Source organism: Acetobacter nitrogenifigens DSM 23921 = NBRC 105050 (genome assembly GCF_000429165.1).
Classification (GTDB): domain Bacteria; phylum Pseudomonadota; class Alphaproteobacteria; order Acetobacterales; family Acetobacteraceae; genus Acetobacter; species Acetobacter nitrogenifigens.
Genome location: NZ_AUBI01000004.1, coordinates 189,880 through 211,531 on the forward strand (window position 1 = coordinate 189,880; position 21,652 = coordinate 211,531).

18 protein-coding genes are annotated in these 21,652 nt (G+C 61.2%); 6 read left to right on the forward strand and 12 right to left on the reverse strand.

Translation table 11 applies throughout. The features are described from left to right. The first annotated feature begins 388 nt into the window (after positions 1-388). Positions 389-3,022 (forward strand): glycosyltransferase family protein, encoded by a 2,634-nt coding sequence (locus G442_RS0107680; protein WP_146882355.1) that lies wholly within the window; start codon positions 389-391, stop codon positions 3,020-3,022. A 129-nt stretch (positions 3,023-3,151) separates the two neighbouring features. Here the strand turns inward: G442_RS0107680 and G442_RS21350 are convergent, their stop codons facing one another. Continuing rightward, on the reverse strand, positions 3,152-3,424 hold the full coding sequence (locus G442_RS21350) for a hypothetical protein (protein ID WP_026397527.1): 273 nt from the start codon (positions 3,422-3,424) through the stop codon (positions 3,152-3,154). A gap of 135 nt (positions 3,425-3,559) precedes the next feature. Continuing rightward, complete coding sequence (locus G442_RS0107690; protein WP_026397528.1) at positions 3,560-4,969, reverse strand: aminotransferase-like domain-containing protein; 1,410 nt, start codon at positions 4,967-4,969, stop codon at positions 3,560-3,562. Between the two features lie 116 nt (positions 4,970-5,085). Between G442_RS0107690 and G442_RS0107695 the strand changes: the two genes are divergently transcribed. After that, on the forward strand, positions 5,086-5,946 hold the full coding sequence (locus G442_RS0107695; RefSeq protein WP_026397529.1) for a DMT family transporter: 861 nt from the start codon (positions 5,086-5,088) through the stop codon (positions 5,944-5,946). 152 nt (positions 5,947-6,098) lie between these two features. Here G442_RS0107695 and G442_RS0107700 read toward each other — a convergent pair whose 3' ends face one another. From G442_RS0107700 to yghU, 5 genes are all read right to left on the reverse strand, one after another. Beyond that, the gene (locus G442_RS0107700; RefSeq protein ID WP_170230062.1) at positions 6,099-6,539 is read right to left on the reverse strand and encodes a GNAT family N-acetyltransferase; all 441 of its coding nucleotides are present in this window, start codon (positions 6,537-6,539) and stop codon (positions 6,099-6,101) included. Next, positions 6,536-7,975 (reverse strand): APC family permease, encoded by a 1,440-nt coding sequence (locus G442_RS0107705; protein ID WP_084440428.1) that lies wholly within the window; start codon positions 7,973-7,975, stop codon positions 6,536-6,538. Before G442_RS0107705 ends, G442_RS0107700 begins: the two co-directional genes overlap by 4 nt. Further along, the gene (locus G442_RS0107710; protein WP_026397532.1) at positions 7,972-9,066 is read right to left on the reverse strand and encodes a DmpA family aminopeptidase; all 1,095 of its coding nucleotides are present in this window, start codon (positions 9,064-9,066) and stop codon (positions 7,972-7,974) included. Before G442_RS0107710 ends, G442_RS0107705 begins: the two co-directional genes overlap by 4 nt. A 251-nt stretch (positions 9,067-9,317) precedes the next feature. Continuing rightward, the gene (locus G442_RS21355; protein WP_146882353.1) at positions 9,318-11,576 is read right to left on the reverse strand and encodes a PQQ-dependent dehydrogenase, methanol/ethanol family; all 2,259 of its coding nucleotides are present in this window, start codon (positions 11,574-11,576) and stop codon (positions 9,318-9,320) included. A gap of 213 nt (positions 11,577-11,789) precedes the next feature. Further along, the gene (gene yghU / locus G442_RS0107725) at positions 11,790-12,668 is read right to left on the reverse strand and encodes a glutathione-dependent disulfide-bond oxidoreductase (RefSeq protein WP_026397533.1); all 879 of its coding nucleotides are present in this window, start codon (positions 12,666-12,668) and stop codon (positions 11,790-11,792) included. Positions 12,669-13,032: 364 nt separating this feature from the next. Here yghU and G442_RS0107730 point away from each other — a divergent pair, with 364 nt between their 5' ends. Further along, positions 13,033-14,496 (forward strand): GntP family permease, encoded by a 1,464-nt coding sequence (locus tag G442_RS0107730; protein WP_084440448.1) that lies wholly within the window; start codon positions 13,033-13,035, stop codon positions 14,494-14,496. Positions 14,497-14,620: 124 nt separating this feature from the next. On the opposite strand, the gene G442_RS0107735 is transcribed toward G442_RS0107730, so the two are convergent. Next, positions 14,621-16,081 (reverse strand): aminotransferase class V-fold PLP-dependent enzyme, encoded by a 1,461-nt coding sequence (locus G442_RS0107735; RefSeq protein ID WP_026397535.1) that lies wholly within the window; start codon positions 16,079-16,081, stop codon positions 14,621-14,623. 110 nt (positions 16,082-16,191) lie between these two features. Here G442_RS0107735 and G442_RS0107740 point away from each other — a divergent pair, with 110 nt between their 5' ends. Further along, a complete protein-coding gene (locus G442_RS0107740; RefSeq protein WP_026397536.1) occupies positions 16,192-16,653 on the forward strand; it encodes an Lrp/AsnC family transcriptional regulator in 462 nt (153 codons plus the stop codon). A gap of 289 nt (positions 16,654-16,942) precedes the next feature. Here the strand turns inward: G442_RS0107740 and G442_RS0107745 are convergent, their stop codons facing one another. Continuing rightward, complete coding sequence (locus G442_RS0107745) at positions 16,943-17,809, reverse strand: squalene/phytoene synthase family protein (protein WP_026397537.1); 867 nt, start codon at positions 17,807-17,809, stop codon at positions 16,943-16,945. 135 nt (positions 17,810-17,944) lie between these two features. Here G442_RS0107745 and G442_RS0107750 point away from each other — a divergent pair, with 135 nt between their 5' ends. Then, complete coding sequence (locus tag G442_RS0107750; protein ID WP_026397538.1) at positions 17,945-18,553, forward strand: superoxide dismutase; 609 nt, start codon at positions 17,945-17,947, stop codon at positions 18,551-18,553. A gap of 188 nt (positions 18,554-18,741) precedes the next feature. Here the strand turns inward: G442_RS0107750 and G442_RS0107755 are convergent, their stop codons facing one another. From G442_RS0107755 to G442_RS0107765, 3 genes are all read right to left on the reverse strand, one after another. Continuing rightward, complete coding sequence (locus tag G442_RS0107755) at positions 18,742-19,260, reverse strand: thioredoxin family protein (protein ID WP_026397539.1); 519 nt, start codon at positions 19,258-19,260, stop codon at positions 18,742-18,744. A 171-nt stretch (positions 19,261-19,431) separates the two neighbouring features. After that, the gene (locus G442_RS0107760) at positions 19,432-20,373 is read right to left on the reverse strand and encodes an SAM-dependent methyltransferase (RefSeq protein ID WP_026397540.1); all 942 of its coding nucleotides are present in this window, start codon (positions 20,371-20,373) and stop codon (positions 19,432-19,434) included. Beyond that, the gene (locus tag G442_RS0107765) at positions 20,366-20,746 is read right to left on the reverse strand and encodes a DUF423 domain-containing protein (RefSeq protein WP_051292086.1); all 381 of its coding nucleotides are present in this window, start codon (positions 20,744-20,746) and stop codon (positions 20,366-20,368) included. Before G442_RS0107765 ends, G442_RS0107760 begins: the two co-directional genes overlap by 8 nt. Positions 20,747-20,966: 220 nt before the next feature. Between G442_RS0107765 and G442_RS21360 the strand changes: the two genes are divergently transcribed. Next, on the forward strand, positions 20,967-21,551 hold the full coding sequence (locus G442_RS21360) for a DUF4142 domain-containing protein (protein ID WP_035376330.1): 585 nt from the start codon (positions 20,967-20,969) through the stop codon (positions 21,549-21,551). Positions 21,552-21,652: the final 101 nt, after the last annotated feature.

Sequence of the window (21,652 nt, forward strand, 5' to 3'; positions counted from 1 at the left end):
AGGGTCAATTTTCCATGCCGGTTGGAATGCCATCGTCTTTCATAGCGTATCGCTCCATGCTGCGGATTCAGGCAGGCTCTCACCCGCCACAATACGCCGCCTCCTCAGATCACCATCACGCAGTTTCAGCCACAACTCCCCGCAAACTTGGCCAACCTCCGCCCGACCGCGCTTTCTTGTCACGAACTGAAGGGGACTGGCCTATAATTGCCAACCTCGGATATAAAGACTGGGGAGCTGTCATGCTATCGTAATCTATACCGCGAGCCACGATAGCGGGGATACATAGAATAAAGACTAAGGAGCGGACCGCGTAGTGCCCCGAACCATAACAAACCCGATTACTCGAGAATGGCTGGCTTTAATCTTTTTGCTGGCGCTTCCTTTCTTGATCCATGCGCCGGGTCTTCTGGGTTTTCTGTCGGAAGATCCAATTTACAGCTTTCTGAAATTCGGCCCGCTCCCGGAGGATCCGGTTCTTCCCGGCTTTCCCGGATGGCTTGACCCCAACTCCGGGGCCACTACGCAGGCATTGGGCGCGTCGGCGGCTCGGCAGTGGCTTTCGGGACACGTACCGTGGTGGGATTCCTATTCCGGCATCGGAATGCCAATGGCTGCGGAAATGCAAAGTTCCGCGCTATTTTTCCCGTTTGTCCTTCTTCTCGCCCTACCGAACGGTCTGGTTTTATTGAAAATCGCCATGCAGTGTCTCGCAGGGTTCGCAATGTATGGTCTAGCGCGAGAGATGCGGATTTCTTTCGGCGCGCGTATCGTCGTCAGCACTCTTATGGAGTGCTCAGGAACTTTTGCGTGGTTTTCGCATGGACCGATCATGCCTGTGCCGTTTTTGCCGATGCTGGTATGGGGAATCATGAGATGCGGCGGGAATCGGGACGCGGGGCGTCGCTGGGGATGGCTTCTCGTTGCATTGGGCATCGGTGGTTCAATTATCGCAGGGTTTCCGGAGACAGCGTTTCTTGATGGACTTCTTGCGCTTGTGATTGCTATATGGCGGATCGGTATCTCCCGCCACGGCCTGCCCACGGCTCTCCATATTATCGGTGGTGGATTTTTGGGAGTGCTTCTTTCCGCCCCCGCATGGGTTCCGTTCATTCTTCTGATTCGCAATGCCTATCTTGGCCAGAATTCCGATATAGGGACAGCCCACGCGGATGTTGCGAATGCGGCCATGCTGTTGTTTCCTTATCTTCTTGGGCCACCGCAATTCGCGTTTTTCGTTCAGGCTAACGAAGCCGCTAGAGCTTTGTGGTGGCACACTAGCGCCTATTGCGATTTCACTTTGATCCTGGCAGCTCTTGTCGGGTTGGCAGGCGCAGTTTTTTCCTCTCGTCGGACCGGGAGTGTTGCATGGCGTGGTTTGCGAGTGGTCCTTGGCCTCTATCTGTTAATGACGGGGATGAAGGTTTTTGGCATCCAGCCTGGACAATACCTGATGGATATGATTCCAGGCATCCGTCAGACCATGACGCATATTTATATCGGGCCGAGCTGGTGGTTCGCTCTCAGCCTGCTCGCCGGACTGGCATTCGATGATACGCGCACAGCCGCAAAAGCGGCTGTGCGGCACGCATGCGTGCTGACGTTTGTTCCGCTTGCAGTGACAAGCGTTCTGGTGGTGAGCGGCGCACGCAGCGCTATTGCCGAGTTGTGGACGCACGGCCACCATTACCACGCTCTTGTCGCATGGTCTTTCATGTGGGCCGTAACTACAGCGACGCTTCTTCTCTGGGGATTCTGGAAATCCGGAAAGAGCGGAAGAGTGTTGGTTGGAATGACGCTGTCGGTCAATTCCGTTGTCCTGTTTTCGGTCCCCTTGCTCTGTGGTGTGAAACCAGTAAGATCCGATGAGAGCGCTCTATCTGCCTTGCGGCATCTGACCCGACTGCAGCGGGTGCTGAGTCTTAATGCTCTAGCTCCCAATTATGGCGCCTATTACGGGATCGCTTCGATCAATTACACCTATCTGCCAGTGCCACGGAATTTTGCGAACGAAATCGCGGCGCATGCGATCAGTGACGGTGACCCGACACAGTATATTCCGGCGGGACTTAGTCGGTCTATGTCCGATACTCCCGAGTATTGGCAGAACATTCAGACCATCCCACAGCTTGGCTCTGGACAAACGTTGGAGTGGTTGCGCAAACAATCCGTAGGCTTCATCGTGGCCCGCAATGGTACGGACGTATGGAGAGACCGTGCTGCATCCTCCATTGGACCCGGGAGCGCTGTGCCCGTACCTCTAGGCACGGGTACCGTCCGTGGACAGATCACGCTCCCCGCACCAGGAAAAGACGGTAAAGAGACAACCGCGACGATCCGAAAAATCGGTGTGTCTTTGGGAACCTATCAGGGCGCGTCTCGTGGGCGTATAGAGATGTCGCTGTGTGCGTCCGATGACTGCGTCACGGCGACTGGCGAACTGGATCGCGCTAACGACAATAGGCTGACATGGCTAGATCTTTCGCATCCTCTGACAGTTTCTCAGACTGGGGAACGAACGTTGGATGTAACGATCAGGGGCAGTCAAACGGATCGCCCGGCGGCGCTCTGGATGTGGCCCGCACGACAGAGGCAGGCCGAGCACATTCCTTTCTTTGCCGTGGACTACAATTTTAACCAGCCGGGACTGGAAACGATCTACAGCGATCCTTATGTATTTATTCAAACCATCCCTGGTGCAGCACCCTATTTTTCGGCTCCCGGCTGTATAGTGAAGCCGACAGATCGTAATGCGTTGAGCGCCGACTGCCCGGTGGGAACGACGCTGGTCCGGCATGAATTGTATGCAGAGCATTGGCACGCGACATTAAACGGAGCCTCGGTTCCTGTCGGGATGACGGAGGACGGGCTACATCAGACGGTGACGCTCCCACCGGGAAAATCAGCGATTACATTTGATTACAGGCCCCCGGGATATCGACTGCTGTGCACGCTGTTCGGTTTGGGGCTGGCAGGATGCGCAGGGTGGCTGATGATGGAAAGAAGAAGGCAACGTCTTTAACGGTTTATGGAATTCGGGCTTTAAGGACCGAATCATCTCGATTTACGCACGGGTCATCAGCAGATGAGAGATCCTGGGACATCTTCTTGAAATCTATGCTGTGGAGCCTATCGGGCTCCACAGACGACATTATTCACTTTGCATGACCAGGTTAGCAACGTTTCTGAGCAAGAGGGATGCGAAAGCGATGGTGTGCATTTCAGCAAGTGTTGAAGCGCAGCGCTCGTAGTCTTTCACAGCCTCCCGCACCGTGTCGACCACGCGAACGCTCTCTCTACGAGCCATCGCTGGGTAATAACACAAAACCCATATTACCAGCGGCAGGATGACGATTTCGAGATTTGTATCATGGCCTTCGACAGATTTCTCCGGTTTTGACCCAATATGGCACTGATCGCCCATGGCAGTTCAACTGCTGCCATCTATTGCCTGCTGGTATAGCTTCCGCCAGCGGACCCACTTCTGCCCGGTCATCCCTGCTTGCAGGCGTCAGCGGAGATTCCACACCCGTTGTGGAAATGGCCCGACTTTCTTTACTCAGACGCCGCCACCACCACCCACCCTCGCCCCAACCGCCCTCCGCAACGCCGCATACACCCCCCGTCCCCCCATCTGCCCCACATTGAACCGCATGGAGCCCGACAGCGTGCGCGAGACACTGAACACGTCGCCCGGCGCCAGCACCAGCCCATCCCGCAGGGCGATGCGGGCGAGCGTCGCGGCGTCCACGCCATCCGGCAGCGCGCACCAAAGATAGAACCCGCCGCGCGGCGTCAGATGTGGAAAAATTCCGATTTGACCGAGATGTTTCGTCGTCTCGCGTCTGGCCGTGGCCAGCCGGCGCCGCAGCGCCTCCATATGCTTGCGGTATCCGCCGTCGCTCAGGATCGACAAAGTCACCTCGGCGGCGACGGGACACACGGCGCTGAAGCAGGTCGCGACCTGCAGATCCGTCAGCGCCTCGATCCACTCCGGCGTCGACACGATATAGCCGCAACGTAAAGAAGCAGACAATGTCTTGGAAAAGCTGCCGATGCGGATGACGCGCCGCAGTCCGTCCAGCGTCGCCAGACGCGGCGACGGTTCGGGCTCGAAATCGGCGAAGATATCGTCCTCCACGACGATCATGTCGTGTTCCGCCGCGATGTTCAGGACGCGATGCGCCACGCGCGGCGAGATCGTGGCCCCCGTCGGGTTATGCAACGCCGAGTTGGTGACGTAGAGCCGGGGCCGCGCCGCCGCCACGATCTGCGCGAACTGTTCGACGTTCGGTCCGTCCGCCTCATAAGGGACGCCGACCACGTTCGCGCGATGCGCCCGCAAAAGCGCGCGGAAATTGAAGTAACACGGGTCATCGACCAGCACCGTATCGCCCGGACGCAGCAGCAGGCGGCACACAAGATCCAGCGCCTGCGACCCGGAGCCGGTCAGAAGGATCTGGTCCGACGCGACGGGCAGATTTTCTGCTGCAAATTGCCGCGCCAGCAGCCGCCGCAGCGGCAGGGAGCCCCGCGCGGGGCTGTATCCGGCCAGCAGCGCGTCGTCGCCGCGCGCCGCCGCCCGCATGGCGCGCCGGATCGCATCACCTGGCATCCACTCCGCCGGGAGCCAGCCGCAGCCAGGGCGTGGCGTATCTGGCGCTGCGTCCAGCGATTGCCGGGACACCCAGAGCGGGTCGATCTCCCGGTTGAACTGTGGCCCCGCCTCCGTCAGCATGAGAGCGGGGGCCGCACCTGCGACGTAGAACCCGGAGCCTGCGCGGGCGCGAATGGCTCCCTCCGCGACCAGCCGGTCATAGGCTTCGACCACGGTCGAGGGGGACACGCCCATCGCGTCAGCGCAACGCCTGACCGACGGCAGGCGGTCTCCCACGCCCAACGCGCCGCCGCTTATGCGCGCGCGTATCGCCGTCACCACATCCGCCGTGCGGGAGCCTCGCGTCGTCATCGCTTCCAGTCCGTATGGTAAAAAGTATCGGTACAGTTTTTCGATATTGTACTGAACTGTTCCTGTCGCCGCCAGCGCCGGATCGCCTACCGTTCCCGAAAATCGTGGGGGACTTCATGAAAACATCGACAAAAGGATTCGGCAGCGGGCTGCTGGGCGTCCTGATTTTCAGCGGGTCGCTGCCTGCGACGCGCCTTGCGGTCTCCGGATTCTCGCCCCTGTTCCTGACGGCGGCGCGCGCGCTGATTGCGGCGGCTCTCGGCGCTCTGCTGCTTGCGGCGTTGCGGGAGCGACGCCCTGCGCGGCCAGATTTGCCGTCGCTGGGCGTCGTGGCGCTGGGTGTGGTCATCGGTTTTCCGCTGCTGACCGCGTTGGCCCTGCGCCATATCACCTCCGCCCATTCGCTGGTCTTTATCGGTCTGCTGCCGCTTGCGACGGCGCTGTTTGGCGTTCTTCGCGGCGGGGAGCGCCCCGGCGCGGTCTTCTGGGCGTTCTCCCTTGCTGGGGCTGCGAGTGTTGCGGGCTTTGCGCTGACGCATGGCGGCGGAGGGTCTGTCGCGGGCGATACGCTGATGCTCGCGGCCGTGGCGTTATGCGGGCTGGGGTATGCCGAGGGAGCAGCACTTTCGCGTCGTCTCGGCGGCTGGCAGGTGATTTCCTGGGCGCTCGTTCTGGCGTCTCCGGCGATGGCGGCGCTCGCCCTCGCCACCGAGCCCGGAGGCTGGGCCGCCATCGGGTCGTCGGCGTGGATGGGCCTCGCCTACGTCTCGGTGTTCAGTATGCTTGTCGGGTTTATCTTCTGGTATCGCGGCCTCGCGCTCGGCGGCATCGCAAGCGTCGGACAGTTGCAGTTGCTGCAACCGTTTTTCGGCCTGATCCTTGCCCATGCCGTGTTGGGGGAGGCCGTGTCGTGGGCGATGTGCGGCGTCACGATGGTCGTTGTCGCCTGTGTGGCGGGCGCGCGGCGTTACGCCTGAGCGGGTGTGTGGCGGGGAGTTTGGGCGCTTCTTCTTTTTCTGAAGAAAAAGAAGCAAAAAGACTTTTTCCAGTTTGGAGGCATGGCGCATCCAAGACGCGTTGTCACATAACGAAGGCTCGGCGCTTGACCGCTCACGCCAGCACGCGACGTTCAGGGAGACCATCCGTAATACCGGACAAGAAACCCGGCCTGTGGATGGGGTTCGTCGCGCAGCATGATCAGGCCATGGCGTTCGTAAAACCTCTGGCCCGCGAGATTGCTTAACGGCGTGCGCAACGTGAAGCCCTCCGGCATCAGCGCCTGCGCGCGTCGCAATAACCTTGCGCCAAGGCCCGCGCCCTGCGCCGACGGCGCCACGAACAACTGATCCACCACGCGTTCTCTTTCACGAACTGCAAGAAATCCTGTGATCCTGTCGTCGTTTTCCACAACCTCGATCCACCATCCTTCCGACTGAAGCCTGGCGCGCAGCGCCTTCACATCGTGGACCCTCGGCGCGCCGCCGTCCATGCTGATCGTGCTTTCCCGCCATAACGTGGCGATCGCCGTCAAATCGTCCTGCGTCGCCGCCCTGATCTCCGACGCGCTCAACTTTGCGGCCCCTGCATCCGCCATCCGCGACGGCTCAGCACCAGCAGGTAATAGGCTCCGGCTCCCAGCGCCACGAACAGAGTCAGCACCAGACTTGGGCGTCCGGTCTGCGCGTCCATCCAGTTCATTCCCGTCACGCCGACCATCGCCAGAAACGCCAGCAGGGGCGGCAGCGGAAACAGTGGCATACGGTAATGTCCCCCTGCGGTCAGCCCGTTACGCCGCCCGACGATCACCGCCAGACAAAGCGCCATATACATCACCAGAATTCCGCTGCCGGTGATAATCAGCAGCATCTGCTCGCTGATCAGACACGCAGCGCCGGAGAATGCTCCCGCCGCGAACGTCGCGCCCCAGGGGGAGTGAAAGCGCGGATGAATAACTGTCAGACCGTCGCTCAACCGCGCAGGGAGAATGCGGTCGCGTCCGATGCTGTACAACTGGCGGGAGCACATCAGCAGATTGGCGATCACGGCGTTCAGAATCGCCAGAACAAGACAGAAGCTGACCAGAACGTTCGCGACCGGTCCTGCGTAGGACAGAAAGATCACGCCCATCATGTCATGCGATGAAAAGAACGTTCGCAAATCCGGCGCGCCCAGCAGGACCGCAACGACCGGCACGATTTCGCAAATGACCGTCACCAGAAGCGCGAGCAACACTGTCCGACCGATGTGGCGGGACGCGTCATGCGTCTCTTCGCCGAAATACACGGCTGAGCCGTAACCGTTGTAGGAGAAGATCGACAGCGACACCGCCATGGCGATCAACGTCGGAGACACTGCGGACAGTGTTCCGATTGTGTCGAGAAACACAGGATGCAGCACCACTTCGCTCAGCGGCCGCGCGGCATGAAAGAGCCCGAGCGCCGCCAGCGCCGCCAGCGCCAGCAACTCGACAGCCAGAAACGCCCCTGTCACCACCGCGCTGGCCCGCAGATGCAGCACGCATACGCCCGCCGCCAGCGCCACCGTCAACACGGCGGCGGCGATCGGCGGCGCTCCGGGGACCAGCACGTCGAGATAGACGCCGATCCCCACCGCCATGACCGCCGGGATAGCGATCAGCTGCATCACCCCCACGCCCAGCACGACAAATCCCGCGAATGGGCCGAGGATACGGCCGACGATCGCATATTCACCACCCGAAAGCGGAAAAGCCGAGGCCAGTTCGGCGTATACGAAGGACATACACAGCCCGACCAGCGCGCCCACGGCCATGGCGATCAGCGCGCCAGAGCCGCCCGTCGCGAAAATACCCGGCACAATGATGAACACGGACGACGCCGGAGAGATCGCCGACAGCGTAATCATCAACACGCCGAGCAATCCCATACTGCGCTTCAGCCCGGACGGTTGGCCGCCCGCGCCTTCGATCGGCGCGACCGCGTCGCCTTTTCCCGAAATGGCGGCGTCCGGCGTTGCAAGATCCGTCATGCGGCGCCTCCCGAAGGAACGCAGACCAGTGACTTCAACCGCTCCGGGTCGATCGCCCGCACCAGCCGCCCGCGCCGTCCAACCATTGTCTCCGCGCCAAGCATCGCGTTCAGCACCGCTTCCTCCACCGCCTCGACCGCAGCCATGAACACGTCGTCCATCGCTTCGTCACTCAACGCCTCTATTCGCCTCAACGGCGCGCCCGGAAAGGCGCCTGAGTCGTTAGCCGTGCTGAACGCCAGAAAAATGTCGCCGGAATTATTTCCCGAGGGGGTGCCTCCGCGTCCGATGCCGATGCCGATCCTCTTCGCCACGCGCCGCAGCTGCGTCGGTTCCAGCGGCGCGTCGGTCGCAAGGATCACGATGATCGACCCGCGTTCCGACGGCCACAGCGTATCTTCCGGCATGGCGCGCCCTGCCGCCGCGCCGCAAACCGTCAGCCACGACCGCCGCCCGTGATTGGCCTGGACCAGCGCGCCGAGCGTATATTCGCCAGCCTTTGTCCGCACGATCCGCGACGACGTGCCCGTGCCGCCCTTGAACTCATAGGCGATCATCCCCGTCCCACCGCCGACATTCCCTTCCGCCACTGGCTTGAAGGCCGGGGTGGCTGCGGCCGCCTCGATCGCAGCCAGCACGTCGACCTCCGTCACATGCTGCCCGGCGATGTCGTTCAGCCACCCGTCGAACGTTTCCCCCACCACAGGGAGGGGCCAGAGGGTCTCTCCCATCACGTCGGGGAACGTCTTCAACATCCATCGCGCCGTCGCGTGATGCGCGATGCCCAGCGAGCAGGTGTTGGTCAGCGTGATCGGGCCCATGAACCATCCGGCCTCGTCGATCCAGTGACAACCAGTCAGCTCGCCGTTACCATTCATTGAGAAACTGCCCGCAAGAACGGGGTGCAGCAGATCGCCTTCCGCGCGTGGCAGGATCGCCGTCACGCCTGTCCGGATCGCATGCTCGTCCTCACCCGAGATAAGCGTCCTGTAGCCGACCCGCACGCCCGGGACGTCTGTAATCGCATTCCACGGACCCGGCACGCCGGGAAGAGGCAAGGCGAGTTCTCTGGCGCGTGGGCGGCTGGACATCACAAAATCCGGACAGTGGGCGTGTGCCGGGAGTTAAGGACGCCCCGCCCGGGCGCGCAAGACTGTTACGGATGTGGAGCAACCACCTTACGGACGACAGACTCGAGCGAGTTGCTCTTCTTCCCTGGCCTTCGGCTTGCCTCTCTGAACGCCGGATCTGGTCGTCGCCGTGACCTGAAAGCGTATGCGCTTACGCCGTTTCGCAGACGCGGCCAACTGGCCTGCATGTTTACGTCCGCCCGCGCGGCGCTCTAATGGCGCACCGCAGTGTGCAGTGTCGCGGTGTTTTTCGCTTCGCTCGCCAGATAAGCGTGGATGTCGTCCGCATCCGATTGTGTCAGGATATCGGAAAAGCTCGCCATTCCGGCCGCCGAAAGCGCGCCGCCGAGAACGATCTGGTCAAACGCGCGATGCGTCGACTCCTGCATAGTCAAAAGATTTGGGGCGATGCCGGCCTTTCCAGGAACGTGACATCCCGAACAACGCGCGGAGTCGAAAAGACGGGCGCCGCGCGTAATCATCTCAGGCGAAGTCCTGATTCCAGAGGGCGGCGATATCGCGACCACCGAGCGATTCACCAACGCCGGGGTCGGCACAGCGCCGCCGTCCAGCGCGAAAACCACAATGCGCCCTGCGTTGCCATAGCGATACCCCGCCGAATTTTCTGGAAACTCCCAGGCGGATGCTCCACCGAGGCCAGCCATAACTGCAATGTACTGACGCCCGGCGACGGCGTAACTGACAGGCGCGGCCATGATTCCTGTGCCGACGCGAATATGGCTGAGCGGCGCTCCGGTTCTGGCGTCGTATATGTTCAGAAATCCGGTCGCATCCCCCTGCGCCACGATATCGCCGCCTGTCGAAAGCACGCCTCCGCTTTGCTCGGGATCCGTGCTTGTAACCACAGACCATGCCGCCCGCTGATGAACCGGGTCATAGGCCTGCAACGTATCGTGGCGAATGACCGGGATATCAGCTTCGCCTTTCTGTGCACGGGATATCGCGGCGCGGTCCGTGACATCCATCGAATTGTCCGTGCCGCGATGGTAGGCAAGATCGCGCGACAGTGAAAACACCATCGGGAAATCCAGCGTTGGGATATAAACATATCCCGTCCTGCGACTATATGACATCGGCCGCCAGTTATGGCCGCCCGCCTCCCCGGGATAAACCAGCTTCGGCTCGCGCGAGTAATCCCCCTGAGCCGTAAACACGGGCCGTCCGGTTTTCATGTCGATATGATCAGCCCAGTTTACGTCGGTATATTTTTCCGCCGAGATCAATTCTCCAGTCGCTCTGTCGAGCACATAAAAAAATCCGTTCTTCGGCGCCTGAACCAGAACTTTCCGCAACGTTCCGCCTATCCTCAGATCGAGCAGCGTCATCTGCTGCGTCGCGGTAAAATCCCAGCTATCTCGGGGCGTCGTTTGATAATACCATTTCATGCGACCGGTTTTTGGATTAAGCGCGAGAATTGAAGACACGAACAAAGTGTCGCCTCCCCCCGGGCTGCGAACGAACGCCGGATGCGGAGACCCGTTGCCTGTCCCGACATACAGGAGATTCAGCTCCGGATCATACGCCATCGCGTCCCAGGCAGCCCCGCCTCCCCCCACGTCCCAACGACTCTTCGGGCCCCAGGTCGGCGCCGCTATCGCCAGTTCAGGATTCTCCTGCGGTTTGGACGGGTCGGCCGGAACAATGAAGAAGCGCCATGCAAAAGCGCCGGTCTCGGCGTCGAAAGCAGTGAGGTAACCGCGCACCCCCATCTCGGCGCCGCCATTGCCGATGACGACGTTGCCTCCGGCGATCTGCGGCGCGCCGGTACTGGTCAAAAAACGATCATGGTCGATGATCGTATCGCGAACCCATATTTGTCGCCCGGTCCCGGCGTCCAGCGCAAAGAGCCGTCCGTCGAGCGCTGCGACATAGACCCTGCCTTTCCATACGGCCACGCCACGATTGACAATGTCGCAACACGCCCGCCTGGCCCATCGTCCGTCGACATGTGGATTGAATGTCCATAGCTCGCGCCCCGTCGCCGCATCGAGCGCATAGACCACTCCCCAGTTTCCGGTCGCATACATGACCCCGTCGATCACAACGGGCGACGCCTCCAGACCACGCGTGGTTCCGGTATTGTATTGCCAGGCAAAGCCAAGCCTCTCGGCATTGGAATCATTGATCTGGCTAAGCGGGGAGTAATGATCGGCCGCAAACGTCCGGTTCGTCGCGTACCAGTTTTGCGGTTCGGCATCCGCCTGCGCCATGCGCGCCTCGTCAATCGCGCCAGGCTGCTTCGGAGATGTTGGCTTGAGGCTCTCCGCATAGGCCGGATCTCCCGGAATATTTCCCGAAGCGACGCCACATACGGCGAGGAGTATAACAGGCAGGAACAGCGTGATGCGGCGTGAGATACACATTTCTGTATCGTAATTATGAACGTGATGCTCAGCAAGACGATACCTTACCCCATATGATTCATCCGGGCGATGGTTCGGATGAATCATATGGGTAAGCCGGTTATGGCTTTTGTAAATATGGTGGATATTGAAAGCAGGTGAGACGCCTGTTTCTCTCGACGCCTCAAAAAATGAGCATCAACATGAATGCCAGAGAGTATCCGTAAACAGTATTCACATTGCCATATGAGAATTTCTCAACATTCGGATTCCCGACCACAGGTGCAATCGAAAATCCAAAATTTCTTCAAATATAAAACTTCAAGATTTCTTGACCAATCGATCCTGAGTTTTGGTCTCGAAATCCGAAGCGTCATGTCGTTCATGGAGCTGACTGGACGGGTCTCCAAATACCCGGTTGACCATACGTCCACGCTGTACTGCAGGCCGCTCCAGCAGTCGATCCGCCCAAGCCTTGAGGTGGGGATAGTCCTGTACGCTCAGGAATGTGGCGGCGTCATTATAAAGCCAACCTTCCACCAGACCGCCATACCACGGAAAGATCGCCATATCGGCAATGGTATACTCAACACCCGCGACGAAGGGACTTTCCGCAAGGCGTCGATCCAGAACGTCCAGCTGGCGTTTGGCCTCCATAGAAAAACGATTGATCGCGTATTCTATTTTTTTTGGCGCGTACGCATAGAAGTGACCGAAACCGCCGCCGATATAGGGCGCGCTTCCCACCTGCCAGAAAAGCCAGTTGAGGCATGCTGTCCGGTGAGCAATATCTTTCGGGATGAACGCCCCAAATTTTTCCGCGAGATACAGCAAGATGGAGCCAGATTCAAAAACGGCTATCGGCTGTTCATGACTAAGATCGACAAGCGCCGGAATTTTGGAATTCGGATTGATTTCCGTGAAACCTGAGCCGAACTGCTCGCCATCGCCAATACGGATGAGCCAGGCGTCATATTCCGCCTGCGTGTGACCCGTGGCCAGCAGCTCTTCGAGCAGGATTGTTACCTTCACACCGTTGGGCGTGCCGAGAGAGTAGAGTTGAAGGGGGTGTTCGCCCACAGGAAGCTTCTTGTCATGGGTAGCTCCTGCTGTCGGACGGTTTGTGCTGGAAAATTTTCCGTCGCCAGGCGCTGTCCACGTCCAGACTTTAGGAGGCACGTAGTCCGATGGTCCCGTCATCATGATATCCCTTTTGACAATGTGGAAAACTGGTCCGCCGCAAGGTCCCGTGCGCGTCTTCGTTCGTAAGATTGTTGAGTCGCTGCCCGCTCTTGGCACCCCCCCCCCCCGGTCAGGCGCCGCGTGAACGTTCATCATCTCCATGACGCGCTCAAGCGTCAGGTCAACATTCACCCGGCCAGTCCACGCCTCTCATGACACGCTCCGTCCTTTCGGACCACCCTGCGCGGATATGTCAGCAGGCGCATGACCACGCTCCCTGACGAACAGTCGCATCTGCAAGTGTGGGAGTCGCCATAAGAAGTCCCGCGCAACGAGAACGAGCGAACCTCAACCGTGAAGAAACGCCAGTTCTCACGAGATGATGATCCCTCCCTCCTGCCACGGCGTGCTTCATGACTGGCCAAAGAAACAGACGAGGCCAAAACCCTTGCATCATCTGACGGCGTGGAGCGCCCACGACACCGGCGTCATCATTTCCTGCGCGCTCGCCCTGCTGGTCATCGTTGTGGCGATCAGTCTGGCGAAATTGCCTCCATTTCTTGCGATCCTGCTCGGCGCCATCGTTTTCAGCGCCACCACGGGTCTGGACATGGCGAAGGCCATCGCATCCTTTCAGGCAGGAGCAGGTCATTTGCTGGGGGACAGTGGCCTCATCATCGCGCTGGGCGCGTTGCTCGGCGGCATGGTGGCCGGCAGCGGCGCCGCTGATCGACTGGTGACGGCGCTCCTGAGTCCGGGCGGCAGGCCTCTTTCGGCGCGCGCGCTTCCGTGGTGCGTGGCCGTCGCCGCCATGCTGGTGGGGTTGCCGCTGTTTTTCGAAGTCGGGCTGGTAATCATGCTTCCGCTCGTCCTCGGCGTCGCCCGAACCGCGCGTCAGCCAGTGCTGCGTATCGCTATTCCCGCCCTTGCGGGCATGACCGTGCTGCACGCGCTGGTCCCGCCGCATCCGGGGCCTCTCATCGCCATATCCGCCCTGCACGCCTCTTTGGGAACGACATTACTGCTCGGACTGGCGATAGCTGTGCCAGCCGTCGTCCTCGCAGGGCCTGTGTATGGAAATTTTCTTTCCACCCGACCGGAATACCGAACGATCTCCACGGCGGCGTCGGCGAATTTCTCGTCTCCCGGCAACGTGCGGCAGGAGCGACAGCCCTCTCTTGCCGCCGCCGCGATGACGATCCTGCTACCTGTCGCGCTGATGCTCGCACGCACGGCGTCGGAGTTGTGCCTGCCCCGGAATGGTATGGCTGCGCACATTCTTAACACTGTTGGCGAGCCCTTTATGGCGCTCCTGCTTTCAGTGTTCTTTGCTGTGATCGTTCTCGGCTGGCTGAGCCGCCAGCCGCGTCGTGAAACAGGCCGCACGTTGCATGACAGCCTGCCGCCGCTCGCCGTGCTTTTGCTGACCATAGGCGCCGGGGGCGGTTTAAAGCAGGTTCTGCTCAGCGGAGGGATCGCCGGGACGATCAGCAAGATCGCGGAATCTTCGTCTCTACCTCTCGTCGTCCTGGCGTGGCTGATCGCGGTTTGCCTTCGTCAGGCGACGGGATCTGCGACAGTCGCGACTTCAACGACTGCGGGACTCATGGCCCCGCTTCTCGCGACGATGGGCCTTTCGTCTCCACAAACATCGCTTGTCGCGCTTTCAATCGGGGCGGGTTCCGTTTTCTTCTGTCACGTCAACGACGCAGGTTTCTGGATGGTGCACGAACTGTTCGGACTGACGCTGAAGCAGACCTTGATGGTCTGGTCGGTCCTCCAGACGATCGTATCCCTGACAGGGCTGGCCCTCTGCAGCGCGATCTGGGTCTTTCTGGCGTCATAACAGACAAAGCGAAATTTTCGAGACGGTCTCCGCCTCTCCCGCTTTGCACAACCCCTTCTGCAACCGTAGTTGCTTTCCCTTCCTGCGAGATCAAACGCAGAATCCTCCGAGCCGCCCGACCGCCTCAGCCGGCCAATGGCGTAAAGCGAGCCGTGCTCTTGTCGCAGTGATACAGGGCTGCGATTTCCGTAGCGTCCCGCGCGAGTTCGTCCACGGCGCCGATGATGAACTGCGCCTTCTGGTCGGTGAGAAGCACGCTCAGGTTCAGGCGCGTCCAGCCAGGTTTTTCAATCTCGTCACCACTTAGAATTGAATTTCTCAAAACGACCGAATGTTCGCGCCCTATCCCGAGCAAATCGTGCGCATACGGCCCTGCGCAAGCGCAACCGCCGCGCGCCTGCACGCCGTAGCGATCGGACAGCATGCGCGTGAAAAGCTGCTGATGGACAAATCCTTCTCCCCGCTCACCGCGCACCCTGATGGAAAATATCGGCAACGAATGCGCCGCCGCGCTGTTACCCAGAATTTCGATCCGGTCGTTACGTCGCCAATACTGCAGCGCGCGTTCGCGTAACTGCGCATGGCGAGAGTCCATTCTGGACTGACCGATGGCGTCCTTGACCAGAAAGGCCAGCGCGGCGCGGATATCGCCGATCACGTTCGGCGTGCCGGATTCCTCTCGGCTGACGACATTCACCGAATAGTCATGTCCCCATGGCGAGACGAAGCGCACGGTCCCGCCGCCGGGGCAGACCGGGCGGTCAAGCGTCACTGCCTGCCTGCGCACGATCAGCACGCCGGAAGCGCCAGGTCCGCCGAGAAATTTGTGCGGTGAAATAACGATCGCGTCTTTCTGGAATTCCGTTCCTGCGCGCATGTCCACGGAAAGGTAAGGGCCGCCGCCCGCGTAGTCCCACACCACGGCCGCTCCGTGGCGACGCAGCACGGCGCTGACAGCGTCCACGTCGGTCATGACGCCGGTGACGTTCGACGCCGCCGAGAACGCGCCGACCTTCAACCGCTCCGGTCCGGCCGCCCTGAGCGCCGCCTCAAGGACGTCAAGATCCGGCCCTCCCTGAGCGGCTTCGGCGATGGCCACGATCTCCGCCCCGGACTCGCGCCAGGGCAGGATGTTCGAGTGGTGCTCGTAAGGACCAATAAAAACGACCGGGCGAGATGTCCCCTCGCGCGCGGCCGACCCCACGCCCAGCAGTTCCACCAGTCGGTTGATCCCTGCGGTGGCGCCGGAGCCCACAAAAATCGTCGCGTAGTCGTCCGTCGCCCTACATTGATCGGCAATAATTCTGCGCGCCGCTTCGCGGGTGCGCGTCATGTACATGCCGCAGAACGACGCTTCGGTATGGCTGTTCGCGTAGTAGGGCAGGACATGCTCGAGAATGAAATCCTCGACCTGCCGCAGGGAGCGGCCGGAGGCGATATAATCCGCGTACACAAGAGGATGGACGCCGAAAGGTCCCGGGACCGGAGCGCCCTCGCCGATCAGTCCTTCACGCAATGCAGACAAAACGTCGCCTGTGGCGAGAGAGGCTTCGAAGCGGTCGAACGGCGCACGATCGGCAATCATGGTTTTGGCTCACCTGAATGATGTCATGGTGATTCGACCACGACTGGAGGCGCGAGTTCCAACTCATATTCTGCTTTGAATCACGAATTTTGTTGTCATATGATCTGACAATGGCCGAAAATCTGGATCATATCGATCGTGCATTGCTCCGCGCATTGCAGAAGGACTCCTCCCTCTCTCAACGCGCCCTCGCGGACGTTGTCGGGCTGTCGCAAAACGCCTGCTGGCGACGTCTTTCGGCGTTGCGCGAAAAAGGGTTTCTCGACAGGCAAACCCTGCGGATCGACCCGGCGGCGCTCGGGCTGGGGCTGGTCGTGTTCGTCATGGTGCGCACGCGCCACCACGACCAGCACTGGCTGCAACGATTTCGGGCGCTCGTGCTCGCTCTTCCAAACGTGACCGATTTCCACCGGATCGCCGGAGATTACGATTACATGCTCAAAATCGTATCGAAGGACATGAACGCCTTTGACACGGTCTACCGACAGTTGATCGAGAAGATCGATCTGGACACGGTCACATCCTACATCTCGATGGAGACGATCGCAGACAGCCGAGACCTGCCTGTGTGACGTCGCGCATGCGCCGTCACCCGTATGAATGCGCCCATATAATTGCGTTCTTGCCGTTTTTCCTGCGCTCTCTCGCCAGCCCGGCTGTCGCAGGCCGCGCTCGACCATATCAGGCGCCCGCTCTTCGACGCCCGCCACAGAAGCAACGCTCCAACCAGGCGAGATCACCCCGTCACCGAGACCGCCGCCGCTCGAACGTGGATCACGCAAGAGCTAAGCGCCAGAACGACACGGACAAGGCGCCCAGGCCCTGTTCGGCGAAACCTCCGAAGGTCCGCCGCCCTGCCCCCTATCGCAACAATCCCCTGACAACGACGCGCAGCCGGTCCCCAAGTCCCCGCTCCTGTCCCATTTGGACCGGCTCGCGCCGCAGATCGCGCACGGCCAGCGTCGCAGGCAGGGACGCCAGCCGCAGGGCGTGACGCTGCGACCCTGCGTTGCGCCGGGGCGCAGCGTCACGCCCTGACGGCAACAACGCCGTCCCTTCCTGACGCAAGGAGGCGGCGAGAAGCGCCAGCTGCTCCGGCTCGATTTTCGCGAGCCCGGCGCGATCTTCAGGATCGAGGCCAGCGGCGACCAACGCCTCCGACGGAAGCGCGGGCCGTCCGCCCGCCAGCACCGCAGGCAAATGGCGTAACAGCGCGCCTGCGGCGTAGGCTGCGCCCGCCTCCTCAATACGCTCCAGCAACGCCGTGTCCTTCAGCCCGAGCAACGACCCGACGATGCGTTGCATCTGTCCGGAACCGTCGCGCATCGCCTGACGCCATCCCTCCCAGTCCGGCAGACCGTAGAGTTCGTTTTCGCGCGCTTCGAGCATGGTCAGCAAAGGTTGCGGCTGAATCCGCCCCTCTTCAAGCAGCTCGCCCAGAGTCATCGCGACATCGTGACGGGCCTGAAAACGACGTTCCGGCGCCTGCACGATGTCGCGCCACCACTGCAGCCTGATAAGCCCCGCCATCGGCCCCGCGAACGCCGACGACACGGGCTGGTGGAGCGCGCGCACGATCTCGCAGTTGAACGCGATCACCGGGAACGCGACGCTTCGCACGGCAGGCGGCAGGAACATCGCGCACAGAAACCTGTCGGGATCGCGTTTGCGCGCAATCTCGGCGCAGGCCCGCGCTGCGCGGGTCGCCGCATCTTCTTCCGCGTTCATCGCGTTACGGTCCTTATGGAGATGAATGGCGCCGCGCGGGGCCTCCGTCTCTTGACGGTCCCCCGGTCGGCACATAGCTGTTGCGGGCGGCGCCACTCCGCCCTGAACTCAGGATAAATCACCAAGGAGCATGTCATGGCCTTCGAACTGCCAGCCCTCCCCTACTCCTACAACGCGCTTGCCGCCAAAGGCATGTGCCAGGAAACCCTGGAGCTTCACCACGACAAGCACCATCAGGCCTATGTCACGGCTCTGAACGGCTTCGTTGAAGCCAAGCCGGAACTGCAGGGCAAGTCGCTCGACGAGATCATTCTCGCCGTCAAGGGCGACGCCGCGTCCGCGCCGGTGTTCAACAACGCCGGACAACACTGGAACCACATCCTGTTCTGGAACAACCTGTCCGCGAACGGCGGCGGCATTCCGGGCGCGCTTGAAGAGAAGATCAAGAGCGACCTCGGCAGCGTCGAGACGTTCAAGGAAGAGTTCAAGAAGGCCGCGACGACGCAGTTCGGTTCCGGCTGGGCATGGCTGGTTCTGACCCCGGCAGGCAAGCTTGCCGTGACCAAGACCGCCAATGGCTCCAACCCCCTCGCCGAAGGCCAGGGCAAGGCGCTACTAGGCCTCGACGTGTGGGAGCACGCCTACTACCTCGACTTCCGCAATCGTCGTCCCGACTACATCACCAACTACCTCGACAAGCTCGCCAACTATGAGTTCGCCGAGGCTCAGCTGAAGGCTGCCTGATTCCGGATCGATAAAGCGGAGCGCGTCTGCGTCCCGCTTTATCGGGAATAACCGGCCTGCGACGAAAAAGGGGGACGATCCGATGGATCGCCCCCCTTTTCTGTAACAACCGTGTGAGGCGAGCTGCGATCAACCTACGCGCCTCACCGTCTCGCCTTACCTTCAGTCGCCTGATCGGAATCCGACGCTCAGGTCCGCGCCGCCCATTGCGCGATCAGATCGACCACGGCCTGCGCCGACATGCGACGTGCATTTCCAAGGGCCGTCGCGCCGTCCGGATCGAGCAGCTTGCCGTCCGGCGTCACGATCAGCACGGTCGGAACCGATTTAATGGTCACGCCATAACCCTGCGCGATGTCCATGTTGGCGTTGAAACGGTTCACATTCACGCTGACCGTTTCAAAGTTCTGCCCAAGCCACGTATTCACTTCGGGAATCGCGAAAACGCCCGCAAGCATCCGGCAGTCGGGGCACCAGTTGCCGCCGAAATCGATAAGGACCGATTTCCCGCTGGCCTTGGCGCGTGCGAACGCCGCCTTGACCGCCGTCGGGCCGTCTTCAGCCGGGGCGTAGGGCGCCGCCACCGGGCTGATCGCGGCGGCGCCGACCTGCGGCGCTGGCGTAAAGTCGCGGGCGGACGCCGCGAGCGGAGACAGGAACGGGAGCGTGGCGAGCAGAGCCGCCGCCGTGGTCAGACGACCAGCCATGACATATCCTTCGGTATCAGCGCGTTACGGACGAATGGTCGGCTGCCGCGCGCTTCTGTGTGTTCTTATGGGAGCCTGCCTGCTCAGACGGATGATTCCGTCCGGCCACGCCTGCTCCCGTCCGACGCAAGAGGATTGCGCCGTGTGCCTGTTCACATGAGCGGCGCACGATCACGACGCAACGGGATCGGCCCAGAAAAATGTGACCTCGTGCTTGTTATGCCACAAATGCGCGAGCGTCGCCCCGGGGATGGCGGCGAAGGCGTCCATGGTCGCAAAATCCGTCTCACCCTGAAACTTGACGCTCATGACGATGCGCGCCGCACGGCCTGCCTCGATCCACCGTCGCACAAGCGCCAGAAGGCGCTCTGGGTAGGCGATGACGTCCGAGAACAGCCAGTCGACGCGTTCGACCGAGACAGGGTCGATCCCAAAAGCGCTTTCCTGTCGGAACGTAACGCCCGGCATGGCCGCGACCTGCGGCGCGAGCGGCGCACGATCGACAGCCGTGACCGACGCGCCGAGTTGCGCGATCGCCCATGTCCAGCCGCCCGGCGTCGAGCCGAGATCGACGCATGTTTCACCGGGTTGAGGCCAGCGGCCGAGCCGCGTGCACGCCTCCCACAGCTTGAGATAGGCGCGTGAGGGCGGCCCTTCCCTGTCCTCGACGAAGCGGGGAACGCCCGAGGGGAACGGACTCGTCTTGGTGGGGGAATACAGAAGCTCGTCCGTCTCCAGCAGCGTCCACGCGCCCAGATGGCTCGCTGGCGCCGGCTGCGGAAAGACGAGCGGAGCGGCCTTCACCGGCGGCAAGCGCTCCGAGATAAGGTTCGCCCGACGGAAATGACCCGTGGGAACCAGAGCCCAGTTGCGCTGCACGCCGCGCAGAACGCTTGCCGCGTCTCCGATCGAGGCGATTTTTCGTCGCTCTGGCGCTGCCCAGATGTCGAGCGCCCAAACGCTCGACGCCGGAGGCTGCTCCGAAATCGCCAACGGCCCGACCCAGATCAGGTCGCCCGCACCCAGCCGGTCCAGTTCGGCGGCGAGAACGCTCTCCAGCCCGGGCGGCGCCTGATAGACGCTGCCGCAACGGCTCCGCTCAGCTTCACTCATGGATTGCGAACGCGACGGCCAGCACGAACCAGGACAGGATCAGGATCGACCCGCCGGTCGGCGCGACCGCCCCCAGATGGTGACCCGTGAATGCGGTGAAATAGAGCGCGCCACAGAAAATCAGCGTCCCGAGCACGAGACCGTTGCCGCCAAGAGCCATCAGGCGCGTCGGCTTTCTGGCGCCGAGACCCAACCCCACAAGCGCCAGAGCATGCCACATATGCATTTCCACAGCGCTATGCGCGATCTCCCGCCCCGCTCCGAGTCCAAACCGCTCTGCAGGAAGGTGGGCCGTGACCGCCCCCATGGCCACCGCCGCACAAGCGAGCAGCGCGCCCGCCGAGCGCCAGAAACGCGCCATCAGAACCAACATAAAGACATCCTTGAAATTCGCCGAACCTTCTTAAGAAGTCATCAGCAGTCGAACACATCACTTACAACTATTACATCTGTAACATAAGACGGTGTGGGCGCCAGGTTTGTGCAATCTATATAGAGCGTGTTAACGCCATTTCAGCTAATCAGCCTGTGGGTTTCTTCGGTCGCAGGCCTCGGGTTCTCGTCGAAGCTATCGGCAGTGGAGTATGTTACCAATGAAACAGAAAAAAAACTGGCTGGCGATCGCCGCCATGCTTCCCCTAGCCGCTTGCGCCGACCACCCCAAGCAGTTTACCGGACCGCTTTTGCCCGCCATGGACGAAGCGTTCGTTCATCAGGCCGCCGAAAGCAATCTCGTCGAAATTGCGATCAGCAACGCCGAGTCCAGTGAAGGTCACTCCGCAAATATCAAGACCTATGCAGGATCGGTAGTGACAGACCACACTGCGGATCAGGATCGCCTGAGTGGAATCGCCAAGGCCCACGGCTTCACCCTGCCAAGCGAACCCACGCCCGACGACCAGAAGCTGATCGAGCGCCTGACCAGCCAGAAGGGCTCTCGCCTCGATCACGCGTATCTTGCCGAGATCGTCAAGCAGCATAAAAGCGCGGAAGCTCTGATGAAGCAGGAGGCGACGACGGTCGCCGATCCTGATCTGAAGTCTTACGTGGCGGACATGCAGGTCAGCGAGAAAGCCCACCTTCAGAGCGCAGAAAAACTCTCCGGCGGTCGCCGCTCCGCACGCCGGCGCACAGCGCATACGCAGGCCTCGACTCCGAGCGAACCGGCGGGCTTTTAAGTCAGACGCCACGGGGACGCGTGCGAAACGTCCCCGTGACTGCCTGACGACACTCGGTTATCCGGGCGCATGTCGCCGGAGCCGGGCGCACTATCCGCAGG

Bases quoted from the DNA above. Each gene is read 5' to 3' on its own strand.
- G442_RS21350 (WP_026397527.1), bottom strand. From the start codon at position 3,424: ATGGGCGATCAGTGCCATATTGGGTCAAAACCGGAGAAATCTGTCGAA.
- G442_RS0107690 (WP_026397528.1), bottom strand. From the start codon at position 4,969: ATGACGACGCGAGGCTCCCGCACGGCGGATGTGGTGACGGCGATACGC.
- G442_RS0107695 (WP_026397529.1), top strand. From the start codon at position 5,086: ATGAAAACATCGACAAAAGGATTCGGCAGCGGGCTGCTGGGCGTCCTG.
- G442_RS0107705 (WP_084440428.1), bottom strand. From the start codon at position 7,975: ATGACGGATCTTGCAACGCCGGACGCCGCCATTTCGGGAAAAGGCGAC.
- G442_RS0107710 (WP_026397532.1), bottom strand. From the start codon at position 9,066: ATGTCCAGCCGCCCACGCGCCAGAGAACTCGCCTTGCCTCTTCCCGGC.
- G442_RS21355 (WP_146882353.1), bottom strand. From the start codon at position 11,576: ATGATTCATCCGAACCATCGCCCGGATGAATCATATGGGGTAAGGTAT.
- yghU (WP_026397533.1), bottom strand. From the start codon at position 12,668: ATGACGGGACCATCGGACTACGTGCCTCCTAAAGTCTGGACGTGGACA.
- G442_RS0107730 (WP_084440448.1), top strand. From the start codon at position 13,033: ATGATCCCTCCCTCCTGCCACGGCGTGCTTCATGACTGGCCAAAGAAA.
- G442_RS0107735 (WP_026397535.1), bottom strand. From the start codon at position 16,081: ATGATTGCCGATCGTGCGCCGTTCGACCGCTTCGAAGCCTCTCTCGCC.
- G442_RS0107740 (WP_026397536.1), top strand. From the start codon at position 16,192: ATGGCCGAAAATCTGGATCATATCGATCGTGCATTGCTCCGCGCATTG.
- G442_RS0107745 (WP_026397537.1), bottom strand. From the start codon at position 17,809: ATGAACGCGGAAGAAGATGCGGCGACCCGCGCAGCGCGGGCCTGCGCC.
- G442_RS0107750 (WP_026397538.1), top strand. From the start codon at position 17,945: ATGGCCTTCGAACTGCCAGCCCTCCCCTACTCCTACAACGCGCTTGCC.
- G442_RS0107755 (WP_026397539.1), bottom strand. From the start codon at position 19,260: ATGGCTGGTCGTCTGACCACGGCGGCGGCTCTGCTCGCCACGCTCCCG.
- G442_RS0107760 (WP_026397540.1), bottom strand. From the start codon at position 20,373: ATGAGTGAAGCTGAGCGGAGCCGTTGCGGCAGCGTCTATCAGGCGCCG.
- G442_RS0107765 (WP_051292086.1), bottom strand. From the start codon at position 20,746: ATGTTGGTTCTGATGGCGCGTTTCTGGCGCTCGGCGGGCGCGCTGCTC.
- G442_RS21360 (WP_035376330.1), top strand. From the start codon at position 20,967: ATGAAACAGAAAAAAAACTGGCTGGCGATCGCCGCCATGCTTCCCCTA.